Source organism: Enterobacter sp. E14S, from assembly GCF_055666685.1.
In genome coordinates this window covers 852,021-865,547 of record NZ_JBVODQ010000001.1, presented here as the reverse complement: position 1 = coordinate 865,547, position 13,527 = coordinate 852,021, and the positions used below count along the sequence as shown (strand labels likewise).

11 protein-coding genes and 1 tRNA gene are annotated in these 13,527 nt (G+C 50.0%); 7 read left to right on the top strand and 5 right to left on the bottom strand.

Going from position 1 to position 13,527, the window contains the following annotated elements:
• The first annotated feature begins 66 nt into the window (after nt 1–66).
• A complete protein-coding gene (locus ACZ6J2_RS04180; protein WP_029740417.1) occupies nt 67–510 on the top strand; it encodes an Lrp/AsnC family transcriptional regulator in 444 nt (147 codons plus the stop codon).
• 108 nt (nt 511–618) lie between these two features.
• Here the strand turns inward: ACZ6J2_RS04180 and ACZ6J2_RS04175 are convergent.
• The 3 genes from ACZ6J2_RS04175 to ACZ6J2_RS04165 all read right to left on the bottom strand — a co-directional run bounded on the left by ACZ6J2_RS04175 (nt 619) and on the right by ACZ6J2_RS04165 (nt 2,208).
• Nucleotides 619–703 (bottom strand) — tRNA-Tyr (locus ACZ6J2_RS04175).
• Nucleotides 704–860: 157 nt separating this feature from the next.
• Entirely contained in the window at nt 861–1,703 is an 843-nt protein-coding gene (purU, locus tag ACZ6J2_RS04170; protein WP_023312104.1) for a formyltetrahydrofolate deformylase, read from the bottom strand.
• Nucleotides 1,704–1,749: 46 nt separating this feature from the next.
• Nucleotides 1,750–2,208: a YchJ family protein gene (locus tag ACZ6J2_RS04165; RefSeq protein ID WP_471724883.1), complete on the bottom strand. Its 459-nt coding sequence runs from the start codon at nt 2,206–2,208 to the stop codon at nt 1,750–1,752.
• 114 nt (nt 2,209–2,322) lie between these two features.
• Between ACZ6J2_RS04165 and rssA the strand changes: the two genes are divergently transcribed.
• From rssA to galU, 3 genes are all read left to right on the top strand, one after another.
• Complete coding sequence (rssA, locus tag ACZ6J2_RS04160; RefSeq protein ID WP_023312102.1) at nt 2,323–3,225, top strand: patatin-like phospholipase RssA; 903 nt, start codon at nt 2,323–2,325, stop codon at nt 3,223–3,225.
• A 91-nt stretch (nt 3,226–3,316) separates the two neighbouring features.
• The gene (gene rssB, locus ACZ6J2_RS04155) at nt 3,317–4,330 is read left to right on the top strand and encodes a two-component system response regulator RssB (RefSeq protein WP_471724881.1); all 1,014 of its coding nucleotides are present in this window, start codon (nt 3,317–3,319) and stop codon (nt 4,328–4,330) included.
• A 200-nt stretch (nt 4,331–4,530) separates the two neighbouring features.
• Complete coding sequence (galU, locus tag ACZ6J2_RS04150) at nt 4,531–5,439, top strand: UTP--glucose-1-phosphate uridylyltransferase GalU (RefSeq protein ID WP_008502780.1); 909 nt, start codon at nt 4,531–4,533, stop codon at nt 5,437–5,439.
• A gap of 201 nt (nt 5,440–5,640) precedes the next feature.
• On the opposite strand, the gene hns is transcribed toward galU, so the two are convergent.
• Nucleotides 5,641–6,054 (bottom strand): histone-like nucleoid-structuring protein H-NS, encoded by a 414-nt coding sequence (gene hns / locus ACZ6J2_RS04145; protein WP_008502781.1) that lies wholly within the window; start codon nt 6,052–6,054, stop codon nt 5,641–5,643.
• Nucleotides 6,055–6,603: 549 nt separating this feature from the next.
• Between hns and tdk the strand changes: the two genes are divergently transcribed.
• Nucleotides 6,604–7,218: a thymidine kinase gene (tdk, locus tag ACZ6J2_RS04140; RefSeq protein WP_032656689.1), complete on the top strand. Its 615-nt coding sequence runs from the start codon at nt 6,604–6,606 to the stop codon at nt 7,216–7,218.
• A gap of 66 nt (nt 7,219–7,284) precedes the next feature.
• Here the strand turns inward: tdk and adhE are convergent, their stop codons facing one another.
• A complete protein-coding gene (adhE, locus tag ACZ6J2_RS04135) occupies nt 7,285–9,963 on the bottom strand; it encodes a bifunctional acetaldehyde-CoA/alcohol dehydrogenase (RefSeq protein ID WP_023312099.1) in 2,679 nt (892 codons plus the stop codon).
• 478 nt (nt 9,964–10,441) lie between these two features.
• On the opposite strand from adhE, the gene ACZ6J2_RS04130 reads away from it, so the two are divergent.
• Nucleotides 10,442–11,089 (top strand): YchE family NAAT transporter, encoded by a 648-nt coding sequence (locus tag ACZ6J2_RS04130; protein ID WP_023312098.1) that lies wholly within the window; start codon nt 10,442–10,444, stop codon nt 11,087–11,089.
• 752 nt (nt 11,090–11,841) lie between these two features.
• Nucleotides 11,842–13,488: an oligopeptide ABC transporter substrate-binding protein OppA gene (oppA, locus tag ACZ6J2_RS04125; protein ID WP_471724878.1), complete on the top strand. Its 1,647-nt coding sequence runs from the start codon at nt 11,842–11,844 to the stop codon at nt 13,486–13,488.
• Nucleotides 13,489–13,527: the final 39 nt, after the last annotated feature.

Sequence of the window (13,527 nt, the reverse complement as noted above, 5' to 3'; positions counted from 1 at the left end):
GTCGGGTTTTACAGGGATGAGATAAGGTGAAATGCAGTGATGTCTTTTTAAAATTAGGTGAAAACGATGGAATACCTTCTCGATGATATCGACCGTCAAATTTTAGCCTGTCTGGTCGAGGATGCGCGCATGTCTTTGAAGGTGCTCAGCGGACGCATCGGTCTGACTTCCCCCAGCACGGCAGAACGCCTGAAGAGGCTGGAAGAGCGCGGTGTGATTCAGGGGTATGGCGCACGGGTGAATCTGGCGGCGCTGGGGTATACGCTGCAGGCGCTGGTGCGCGTGCGGCCTTTGCCGGGGCTGTTGCATAAGGTGGATAAATACATTCAGGCGATGCCGGAGTGTATTGAGAGCGACAAAGTCACCGGGGAAGATTGCTTTGTGATTAGGCTGGTGGTGCGATCGATAGAGCAGCTGGATGTGCTGCTGGACGGCCTGGCGGAGCATGCCCAGTGCAATACGTCGATTGTGAAGAGTTCGCCGGTGAAGCGTCGTTTGCCGCCGATGTAGGCTTCTGGATTCTGTCGCCAGGTGGCGGCTGCGCCTACGAAGGCTTCCCCGTTACGGAAATACATGATGCCTGGTGCAAAAAGGAGGTTTGGAGTTATTTGAAAGTGATGGTGGTGGGGGAAGGATTCGAACCTTCGAAGTCGATGACGGCAGATTTACAGTCTGCTCCCTTTGGCCGCTCGGGAACCCCACCACGGGGTAATGCTTTTTACTGGCCTGCTTCCTGCTGGAAGCGGGGCGCATCATATCAAATGAGGCGCCCCTGTAAAGCATTCCTTTAGGTAAATGAAGCTGTTTGCCTGCTTTTTATCCGTAAAGGCGCAAAGCTAATCAATTCATTTTCCGAAAGATTAAAGAATGATGGTTCTGTTGCCGTAGACAAAGACACGCTGCGCCAGCACCTGATACAGCGCACGACTGAGCACGTTCTTCTCAACGTCACGCCCTGCACGCATCATGTCCTCGGCCGTGTAGGTGTGGTCCACGTGAATCACGTCCTGCATGATGATTGGACCTTCGTCCAGGTTGTCATTCACATAGTGCGCGGTCGCACCGATGATCTTCACGCCGCGCTCGTAGGCCTGGTGGTAGGGACGCGCGCCAATAAAGGCCGGCAGGAACGAGTGGTGAATGTTGATGATCTTGTTCGGGAAACGCGCCACGAAGGATGGCGTTAACACGCGCATGTATTTCGCCAGCACCACGTAGTCCGGGTTATGCGCTTCAATGGCCTGCGCCATCAGATCGTCGTGTTCTTCACGGGTATGGCCTTCGTGGCTCACCAGCTCGAACGGAATATCAAAACGCTCGACCAGCGTGCGCAGCGTCTCATGGTTGCCAATAACGGCAGCTATTTCCACGTCCAGACCGCCGTAGTTTGCTTTCATCAGCAGGTCGCCCAGACAGTGTGCTTCTTTGGTCACCAGGATCACGATGCGGCGTCGACCGGCTGGGGTCAGTTCGCGCACGGAACCTTCCGGAAGCGCACTGTCGAGATCGGCAAGCAGGGTGGTGTCGTTGAAAATACCTTCGAGTTCGGTACGCATAAAGAAGCGGCCGGTACGGTGGTCAACGAACTCGTTGTTCTGCACGATATTCAGTTCATGTTTGTAGCAAATGTTGGTAATTCGTGCGATCAGTCCTTTTTGATCGGGACAGATGGTGCGCAGAACTTTACGTTGTAATGATTGCATCGCCGGGAAATCCTGTTTGTATTTGCGAAGTCTGGGTTGTCAGGCATTACTGCCCGCAACACTTTTTAAATTTTTTACCTGAACCACACGGGCAGGGATCGTTACGACCAAACTGTGGGCGCGTTCCGTCAATATAATACCACTGCCCGCTTTCCTTTAAGAACCGGGAACGCTCGATAATGGCACCAGGTTTATTATTCTCGGTAAAACGAGCAACAAAGCTGACGTAACCTTCATCCACATGACTGCCCGTTGCGGATTCATAGACGGTGAGGCCGAGCCACTGCGTGTTCGCGAAGCCGGCTTCGATGTCCTGTCTGAATTCGGCAGCGTGGCAGGAGGGATGCCAGGTTTTAATCAGGTAGTCTGCGTCTTTGATCACAAAAGCGGTGTAACGTGAACGCATGAGGTGTGACGGGTCTGGTGCAACCTGATCGCCAGACAGATATCGCTGGCAACATAGGCTATACTCCAGAGCGCTACCACAAGGGCAGAGTTGAGACACGATTCTCTTCCTGGAACAAATAATAAAGGCGTAAAACGCTTCGGGTAGCACTATGTTAACTGAGCTGTTGCGTTGACGCTATGTCAGGAATCCAGGGGAAGTAAAACAGGGCTAATGAGAAAGGTTAAAATTGGACTGGCGCTGGGCTCAGGTGCAGCCCGGGGATGGTCACACATCGGCGTGATTAATGCCTTAAACAAGATGGGCATTAACGTAGATATTGTCGCAGGTTGTTCAATAGGATCGCTTGTCGGCTCCGCTTACGCGTGCGGGAAGCTTCCGGAACTCGAGACCTGGGTGCGTTCCTTCAGTTACTGGGACGTCCTGCGCCTGATGGACCTCTCGTGGCAGCGTGGTGGGCTGTTGCGCGGCGAACGCGTCTTTAACCAGTTCCGCCAGGTTATGCCTCTCGAAGACTTCACTGATTGTCAGATGCCCTTCGGCGCCGTCGCGACGAACCTCAGCACGGGACGCGAACTCTGGCTAACCGAAGGGGATATCCATCTTGCCGTGCGCGCCTCCTGCAGCATGCCGGGGCTCATGGCGCCTGTCCCACACAACGGTTACTGGCTTGTCGACGGTGGCGTTGTAAACCCGGTTCCCATCTCTCTGACCCGTGCAATGGGGGCGGATATCGTGATTGCCGTCGACCTGCAGCACGACGCCCACCTGATGCAACAGGATCTCATGCCGGTCAATCTCCAGAGCGAAGATGCCGAGGGCGAGAAACTGGCCTGGCATGAGCGCCTGCGCGGTAGAATCGGGCGTATGGCCGCGCGACGCTCGGTTGCCGCGCCGACGGCGATAGAAATCATGACCACGTCAATCCAGGTACTGGAGAATCGCCTTAAGCGCAATCGTATGGCAGGCGACCCGCCAGATATTCTTATTCAGCCTTACTGTCCGCAAATCTCTACTCTTGATTTCCATCGGGCTGAGGCCGCCATCGCAGCGGGCTCGTTAGCCGTCGAAAAGAAAATGGACGAATTGTTGCCTTTTGTGCAAACCGCACGTTAAGCACCTTTTTTTGACTACTTCAGCAAAATCTGACAGGCGATAGTGCCGATCGCATGCCACTATTTAGTTACTGTCAGCCAGGGGAGGAACCATGACGCAGCCATTGGCCGGAAAACACATTTTGATTGTAGAAGACGAGCCCGTTTTCCGATCGCTACTGGATTCGTGGTTATCCTCGCTGGGAGCAATCACTTCACTCGCTGAAGATGGTATCGACGCCCTGGAAAAAATGATCAGCATTACGCCCGATTTGATGATTTGCGACATTGCGATGCCGCGCATGAATGGGCTGAAGCTGGTTGAACATCTGCGTAACGAAGGCAACCAGACGCCGATTCTGGTGATCTCTGCCACAGAGAATATGGCGGATATCGCCAAAGCATTGCGTCTTGGCGTCCAGGATATTCTGCTTAAGCCGGTCAAGGATCTGAACCGGCTGCGAGAAACGGTCTTAGCGTGCCTTTATCCAAATATGTTTAATTCCCGGGTAGAGGAAGAGGAGCGTCTTTTCCAGGACTGGGATGCACTGGTGAGCGATCCTCCTGCTGCGGCGAAACTGTTGCAAGAACTTCAGCCACCCGTACAGCAAACTATTTCACACTGCCGCGTAAATTATCGTCAGCTGGTGGCGGCTGATCAGCCGGGACTGGTACTGGATATCGCACCTTTATCTGATTCCGACCTTGCGTTTTATTCTCTGGATGTCACCCGTGCGGGGGATAATGGCGTATTAGCCGCGTTACTTCTTCGCGCGCTATTTAATGGTTTGCTGCAGGAACAGTTATCGCATCAGGGACAACGGCTGCCGGAGTTAGGCAGTTTGCTCAAACAGGTAAACCAGCTTTTTCGCCAGGCTAATTTGCCCGGACAGTTCCCGCTGCTGGTCGGCTATTACCACAGCGGTTTAAAGAATCTAATCCTCGTTTCAGCAGGTCTAAACGCTTCACTGAATACCGGTGAACATCATATTCAGGTGAGTAACGGCGTTCCGCTTGGGACATTGGGTACGGCGTATCTTAATCAAATTAGCCACCGCTGTTCCTCCTGGCAGTGCCAAATTTGGGGCGCCGGGGGACGGCTACGCTTAATGTTGTCCACGGAATAAGCAATTGGATCTTAATTTTAAGATTGCTTTACCTGTGTTTTACGGGGAGTGCTACTATCGCTGCCCAGATTCATGCGTATTTGTCCTAATTGATCGGCAACGCGTTCTTTTCAGACCCGGACTGCGGGGCGAGGCTGATATACTCAACGCGTTATTTATTGCATAAAAGTTCAAAACTTGAACAGCTCAGGAGAATTTGAATGGCTGCCCTAAATTCGAAAGTCAGAAAGGCCGTCATCCCGGTAGCGGGATTGGGGACCAGGATGTTACCAGCAACTAAGGCAATTCCTAAAGAGATGTTGCCTCTGGTTGATAAGCCATTAATCCAGTATGTCGTTAATGAATGTATCGCAGCCGGCATCACTGAAATTGTGCTGGTTACGCATTCATCAAAAAACTCTATCGAAAACCATTTCGATACAAGCTTTGAACTTGAAGCCATGCTGGAAAAACGTGTTAAGCGTCAGCTGTTAGAAGAAGTTCAGTCTATTTGCCCGCCACACGTTACCATTATGCAGGTTCGTCAGGGCCTGGCTAAAGGTCTGGGCCACGCTGTGATGTGTGCACATCCTGTTGTAGGCGATGAGCCTGTAGCGGTAATTCTGCCTGACGTAATTCTGGACGAATACGAATCCGATCTTTCTCAGGATAACCTGGCAGAGATGATCAAACGTTTCGACGAAACCGGTAGCAGCCAGATTATGGTTGAGCCTGTTGAAGACGTGACGGCATACGGTGTGGTTGACTGCAAAGGCGTTAACCTTGAGCCGGGCGAAAGCGTGCCAATGGTTGGCGTGGTAGAGAAGCCTAAAGCCGACGTAGCGCCTTCAAACCTGGCCGTTGTAGGTCGCTATGTCCTGAGCGCTGAAATCTGGCCTCTGCTGGCGAAAACGCCTCCAGGAGCGGGTGATGAGATTCAGCTGACGGATGCCATTGATATGCTGATCGAGAAAGAGACCGTTGAGGCTTACCATATGAAAGGTAAGAGCCATGACTGCGGTAATAAGCTTGGTTATATGCAGGCATTCGTTGAATATGGTATTCGCCACAATACTCTTGGTGAAGAATTTAAAACCTGGCTCAAAGAGAGCGTAGGTATTAAGAAATAAGCCACGGTTAGATATGTCCGAAACCGGTGAGGCGCTGCCCACCGGTTTTTTTATGCCCTAAACACTTCCAAAACCTGTCTCAAAGTACAGTTATTAAAATTTCCAAATAATGCTTTATGACAGAGTGTAAGGGGATGTTTGCGACAAATTTAGGTTAAAAAAAATCCCGCATTACGCGGGATTTTTCTGAATACGGCTTGATTAATCCTTGATCAGGAAGTCGTCCAGCTGTTTACCTTGTTCGTCCATGGCTTTCTTGATAACAGCAGGAGTGCGGCCCTGGCCAGTCCAGGTTTTAGTTTCGCCGTTCTCGTCAACGTAGCTATATTTAGCAGGACGAGCAGCACGCTTGGCTTTAGTACCGGTTTTAGCTGCAGCCATGCTGTTCAGCAATTCATTTGGATCGATACCATCAGCAATCAGCATTTCACGATATTGCTGCAGTTTACGAGTACGTTCTTCGATTTCAGCGGCAGCTGCGCTTTCTTCTTCACGACGTTCATTAACTACAACTTCTAATTTTTCCAGCATTTCTTCAAGCGTTTCGAGGGTGCATTCTCTTGCTTGCGCACGAAGAGTACGGATGTTGTTCAGAATTTTAAGTGCTTCGCTCATTGTAGTAATCTCAAACTTATAATGGGGGGTGGTTTGTTGACCTAATAATAGAGCCATAAATTCAGTTGTGCAATAGCCAGGAATGTAAGGAATTCAAAAAATACTAAATAATGCCGCTATTATTAATTACGCTAACTTAAATTTCATCACCCAACAGTCTCGTTTGTTATCAGCTACCCCGGCTGGACTCGGTCGATTGCCTCTTTTTTTTGTGACATTTACCGCAGGAATTATAGTTGCGGCGGAGAAATATCAGTCTTTTGTATTAGTTCCCCACCGTGATGTTAAGACTGTAATAGTTAATAAATAGTGAATTTTAAAGAACGGGGATTCCACTATAAAAAGCAGTGTTATGTTTGGCTAAACATATAACATATTGGCCAGGCTGAAGGAGTTTACTTCATGTTTTAGCGGGTTATTTTCATGAAAAGAAGGTTGTGAACTCCGCGCTGAAACGCTTCCTCTGTGTGCTACATCGCTGATGACCAGACAAATTATGGTACAATGAATCATCGGGAATATTACACATTGATTAGGGTTTTACGGCCAATGGCACAACTTTATTTCTACTATTCGGCAATGAATGCCGGGAAATCCACCGCGTTGCTGCAATCCTCGTACAATTACCAGGAACGCGGGATGCGTACCGTTGTTTATACGGCTGAAATTGACGATCGCTTTGGCGCAGGGAAGGTGAGCTCCAGAATAGGGCTCTCGTCGCCTGCCAGACTGTTTAACCCTAAAACCGATCTATATGAGGACATTCGCACAGAACATGCCGTGCAGCCCATTCACTGTGTCCTGGTAGATGAGAGCCAGTTCCTGACGCGTGAACAGGTTCATGCCCTTTCAGAGGTGGTCGATGAGCTCGATATTCCCGTGTTGTGTTACGGCCTGCGTACGGATTTCCGCGGTGAGCTCTTTGCCGGTAGCCAGTATTTGCTTGCCTGGTCGGATAAGCTTGTCGAATTGAAAACAATCTGCTTCTGCGGTCGCAAAGCCAGCATGGTGCTTCGTCTCGACCAGGCCGGGAAACCTTATGCAGATGGCGAGCAGGTGGTTATAGGCGGTAATGAACGCTATGTTTCAGTCTGTCGTAAGCATTATAAAGAAGCGTTGTCTGTAGGCTCGCTGACGGCGATACAACACGACAACAGGAAATAACGCCAGCCTTGTTATACAGACATAAAAAAACCCGCCATAAAGGCGGGTTTTTTCTTCTGCTTTCAATTAAGCGCTTTTCTTCGCTTTCTTGTCAGCTTTGATGACAGGAACTTCTGTTTTCACAGCGGCAACGTCACCTTCTTTGAACTCACGACCGTAGAAGGTATCCAGCAGAATCTGTTTCAGCTCGGAGATCAGTGGGTAGCGCGGGTTAGCACCAGTACACTGGTCATCGAATGCATCTTCAGACAGCTTATCTACGTGAGCGAGGAAGTCAGCTTCCTGAACGCCTGCTTCACGGATAGATTTAGGAATACCCAGCTCAGCTTTCAGGCTTTCCAGCCATGCCAGCAGTTTCTCAATCTTCGCAGCAGTGCGGTCACCCGGTGCGCTCAGACCAAGGTGGTCTGCGATTTCAGCGTAACGACGACGCGCTTGCGGACGATCGTACTGGCTGAAAGCAGTCTGCTTGGTTGGGTTGTCGTTAGCGTTATAACGGATAACGTTGCTGATCAACAGGGCGTTCGCCAGACCGTGAGGAATGTGGAACTGAGAACCCAGTTTGTGCGCCATTGAGTGGCAAACACCCAGGAAGGCGTTCGCAAACGCGATACCGGCGATGGTAGCTGCACTGTGAACGCGTTCACGTGCTACCGGGTTTTTAGACCCTTCGTTGTAGGACGCTGGCAGGTTTTCCTTCAGCAGTTTCAGAGCCTGAAGAGCCTGACCGTCAGAGAACTCAGACGCCAGTACAGAAACGTAGGCTTCCAGGGCGTGAGTTACCGCATCCAGGCCACCGAACGCACACAGTGACTTCGGCATTTCCATAACCAGGTTCGCATCAACGATAGCCATGTCTGGGGTCAGTGCATAGTCAGCCAGTGGGTATTTCTGACCTGTTGCATCGTCCGTTACTACAGCGAATGGCGTAACTTCTGAACCGGTACCGGAAGTGGTGGTTACCGCGATCATTTTCGCTTTTACGCCCATTTTCGGGAACTTGTAGATACGTTTACGGATGTCCATAAAGCGCAGCGCCAGTTCTTCGAAGTGGGTTTCAGGATGCTCGTACATGACCCACATGATTTTCGCGGCGTCCATTGGGGAACCACCACCCAGTGCGATAATCACATCTGGTTTGAAAGAGTTAGCCAGCTCAGCACCTTTACGCACAACGCTCAGGGTAGGGTCAGCTTCAACTTCAAAGAACACTTCAGTTTCAACGCCAGCCGCTTTCAGTACAGAGGTGATCTGGTCAGCGTAGCCGTTGTTGAACAGGAAACGGTCAGTCACGATGAGCGCACGTTTGTGGCCATCAGTAATCACTTCATCCAGCGCGATTGGCAGTGAGCCACGGCGGAAGTAGATAGATTTCGGAAGTTTGTGCCACAACATGTTTTCAGCTCGCTTAGCAACGGTTTTCTTGTTGATCAGGTGTTTTGGACCAACGTTTTCAGAGATGGAGTTACCACCCCAGGAACCACAACCCAGAGTCAGGGAAGGTGCGAGTTTAAAGTTGTACAGGTCACCGATACCACCCTGAGAAGCAGGGGTGTTAATCAGGATACGTGCAGTTTTCATCATCTGACCGAAGTGAGCAACACGTTCTGGCTGGTTATCCTGGTCGGTGTACAGACAAGACGTGTGACCGATACCGCCCATGGCAACCAGCTTCTCGGCTTTCTCTACCGCGTCTTCGAAATCTTTCGCACGGTACATTGCAAGCGTTGGAGACAGTTTTTCGTGCGCAAACGGCTCGCTTTCGTCGACAACTTTCACTTCACCGATCAGGATTTTGGTAGTTGCCGGAACGGTAAAGCCTGCGAGTTCAGCAATTTTGTACGCTGGCTGGCCCACGATAGCGGCGTTCAGCGCGCCATTTTTCAGGATGATGTCCTGAACCGCTTTCAGCTCTTTGCCCTGCAGCAGGTAGCCGCCGTGGCTGGCGAAACGTTCGCGAACGGCGTCGTACACGGAATCGACAACAACAACAGACTGTTCAGATGCACAGATCACGCCGTTATCGAAGGTTTTAGACATCAGTACAGACGCAACGGCACGTTTGATGTCAGCGGTTTCGTCGATAACAACTGGGGTGTTACCGGCGCCAACACCGATGGCAGGTTTACCGGAGCTGTATGCGGCTTTAACCATGCCAGGACCACCGGTCGCCAGGATCAGGTTAATGTCCGGATGATGCATCAGGGCATTGGAGAGCTCAACGGAAGGTTGGTCGATCCAGCCAATCAGATCTTTTGGTGCGCCAGCAGCGATCGCCGCCTGCAGGACAATATCCGCAGCTTTGTTAGTCGCGTCTTTCGCACGTGGATGTGGGGAGAAGATGATTGCGTTACGGGTCTTCAGGCTAATCAGTGATTTGAAGATAGCAGTAGACGTTGGGTTAGTAGTCGGAACAATACCGCAGATGATGCCGATAGGTTCAGCGATGGTGATGGTACCGAAGGTGTCGTCTTCGGACAGCACGCCACAGGTTTTCTCATCTTTATAGGCGTTGTAGATATACTCGGAAGCAAAGTGGTTTTTGATCACTTTATCTTCCACGATACCCATGCCGGATTCGGCAACGGCCATTTTAGCGAGAGGGATTCGAGCATCTGCAGCAGCCAGTGCGGCCGCGCGGAAGATTTTATCAACCTGTTCTTGGGTGAAATTGGCATATTCACGCTGGGCTTTTTTAACGCGCTCGACGAGTGCGTTCAGTTCAGCGATATTAGTAACAGCCATAATGCTCTCCTGATAATGTTTAAACTCTTTTAGTAAACCAGCGCTCGATACGTCACACAGTATAGACAGAGCCGATACGACTTGCGTAACACAAAGTAAAACAAAGAGTTACTTTCTGCGTCAGCACACTAATTTACTAAAAGAGCCTTACCTTAGCATCATCCCTTTTTGTCAGGCGATCTCCCTGGGGGCGTAACCAAGATTACTCACTTCTGAGTACGGAAATCATGATCTGCGTCAATTTTCCCCCAAGCTGATACCTTTCAGCAGGGTTATTTCGTTGAGATTTTTCCAGTGTTAAATAATTACGTAAGTATTGGAAGCGCCGCTATCATTGATTATACATATGTTTAACATCCTGAAATGATAACGTTTTGGCACAGATTTCGAGTGAAGTGTGCTAATAAAAAGGGTATCTTCAGCGCGATTTCTCATGACAAATTGTCAGTCCCGGGCATGTGTATAAGCGGAGCAAAACGTGATCCAAACGCTCTTTGATTTTCCAACGTATTTCAAATTTTTTATTGGTTTGTTTGCCCTGGTCAACCCGGTGGGGATCATTCCTGTCTTCATTAGTATGACGAGTTACCAGACGGCGGCGGCGAGGAATAAGACCAACCTCACCGCTAACCTGTCAGTGGCTATCATATTGCTCACCTCCCTTTTTCTGGGGGACGCCATTCTCCAGCTCTTCGGGATTTCGATTGACTCTTTCCGCATAGCGGGTGGGATCCTGGTCGTGACCATCGCCATGTCCATGATCAGCGGTAAGCTGGGCGAGGATAAACAGAACAAGCAGGAGAAGTCAGAAACCGCCATCCGCGAGAGTATTGGCGTGGTGCCGCTGGCCTTACCGCTCATGGCTGGCCCTGGCGCCATCAGTTCAACCATTGTCTGGGGCACGCGTTACCATAGCCTGATGCACCTGATTGGCTTTTCCGTTGCCATTGCGCTTTTCGCACTCTGCTGTTGGGGAGTATTCCGCATGGCGCCCTGGCTGGTGCGCCTGCTGGGGCAGACGGGCATTAACGTCATAACGCGTATTATGGGTCTGCTGTTGATGGCGTTAGGGATTGAATTCATCGTGACAGGTATTAAAAGCATTTTCCCCGGTTTGCTGCACTGATATTTCGTATGAAAGAACGGAGCCACGGCTCCGTTTTTTTACGTCATTATCAGTAAATCCTATAACTAAAGTTGAAATGCTCACATATCATAATAAATTCTACTAATAATGTTCATTGCTTGTATTTCAATGAGTTATTAATTCCCGCCAAACCCGCCTGCGCAGAAAACCTGCGATCGCTCTGTTATTTTACTCACATGATACTCTGGGGCTTGCTGAGAGATAACCGAAATGATATTAGTAAATTCAACATTCCCCTAGATGAATGTGCTAAATAATAACCAGTTGTTAAATTTTTGTACAAATCACTCGATGATAGCGCAGCGACGCGCGTGTAGAGAAAATTTTCTCTATCTTTTGAATTCCATGATTTTTAAGTGGTGTTCGATGTCCGGCAGGGCTGCCCTCAACGATGCGGTACTCACCGTAAAAGAGAATTGCTTAACAAATTTGCAAAATGTATTGGCGCGCGTTTACGCCATTTGATACTTTCCGGCCTAATATTTTGCAGCATAAAACAAGAAGATGAGAATTATTTTCATATGGTTCTCTTCTCAGATATCCATCGCAGGTCTCAAACAGGGGAGGCCTGTAAAGAATCGACGCAAGACGGCCATACGAGCGGTCAGTAATAAAAAAGTCGGTGATAGCAAGCAGTAAAAGAAGAACCTGACAGCAGCAAAAAAAACTCCTGCGCTGTACAGGCCCCAACAGGGGATTACACAGCTGGCGAAGGCCAGTCATTATAATGAGTGGAGTACCAACACAATGTCCATCATCACAAAAAAAATCTGGTAGCGGCGGGGATTTTAACTGCGCTAATCGCGGGCAACGCTGCAATGGCTGCGGACGTTCCTGCAGGTGTTCAACTGGCGGAGAAACAAACGCTGGTGCGTAACAACGGTGCGGAAGTTCAGTCTCTTGACCCGCACAAAATTGAAGGTGTTCCTGAGTCTAACGTTAACCGCGACCTGTTCGAAGGCCTGCTGGTGACAGACGTAGACGGCCACCCGGCACCGGGTGTAGCAGAAAAATGGGAAAACAAAGATTTCAAAGTCTGGACCTTCCATCTGCGTAAAGATGCGAAATGGTCCGACGGTACACCGGTTACGGCCGAAGATTTCGTTTATAGCTGGCAGCGTCTGGCGAATCCAACCACCGCCTCTCCGTATGCGAGCTACCTGCAATATGGCCACATTGCCAATATTGATGACATCATCGCGGGCAAAAAACCTGTTACCGACCTGGGCGTAAAAGCGATCGATGCCAATACCTTTGAAGTGACGTTGAGCGAACCTGTTCCGTACTTCTATAAGCTGCTGGTTCACCCGTCCGTTTCTCCGGTACCAAAATCTGCCGTGGAAAAATTTGGTGAGAAATGGACGCAGCCTGCCAATATCGTGACCAACGGTGCCTATAAGCTGAAAGACTGGGTGGTCAACGAACGTATGGTGCTTGACCGTAACCCGCAGTATTGGGATAACGCGAAAACCGTTATTGACCAGGTGACCTACCTGCCAATTTCGTCCGAAGTGACTGACGTTAACCGCTATCGCAGCGGTGAAATCGACATGACCTATAACAACATGCCGATTGAACTGTTCCAGAAACTGAAAAAAGAGATCCCTAAAGAAGTTCACGTCGATCCGTACCTGTGCACCTATTACTACGAAATTAACAACCAGAAAGCACCGTTTACCGACGTACGTGTTCGTACCGCGCTGAAGCTGGCACTGGATCGCGATATCATCGTGAACAAAGTGAAAAACCAGGGCGATCTGCCGGCGTACAGCTATACCCCTCCATACACCGATGGCGCAAAACTGACCGAGCCAGAGTGGTTCAAACAGACTCAGGAACAGCGTAACGCAGAAGCGAAGAAACTGCTGGCCGAAGCGGGCTACACCGCAGATAAGCCGCTGACCTTCAGCCTGTTGTACAACACTTCCGATCTGCACAAAAAACTGGCTATCGCCGTTGCCTCAATCTGGAAAAAGAACCTGGGCGCGAACGTGAAGCTGGAAAACCAGGAGTGGAAAACCTTCCTCGACAGCCGTCATCAGGGCACCTTTGATGTGGCACGAGCTGGCTGGTGTGCGGACTATAACGAACCGACCTCCTTCCTGAACACCATGCTGAGCGACAGCTCGAACAACACCGCGCACTATAAGAGCCCGGCGTTCGACAAGCTGATTGGCGACACGCTGAAAACCACTGACGAAGCGCAGCGTACAGAACTGTACTCTAAAGCCGAGCAGCAGCTGGATAAAGATTCCGCGATCGTTCCGGTTTACTACTACGTTAACGCCCGTCTGGTGAAACCGTGGGTAGGTGGATATACCGGTAAAGACCCGATGGATAATATCTACGTTAAAAACTTGTATATTATCAAGCATTAATGGCAATGAGTGGGGCGGGCATGCTCGCCCCACGGTGTC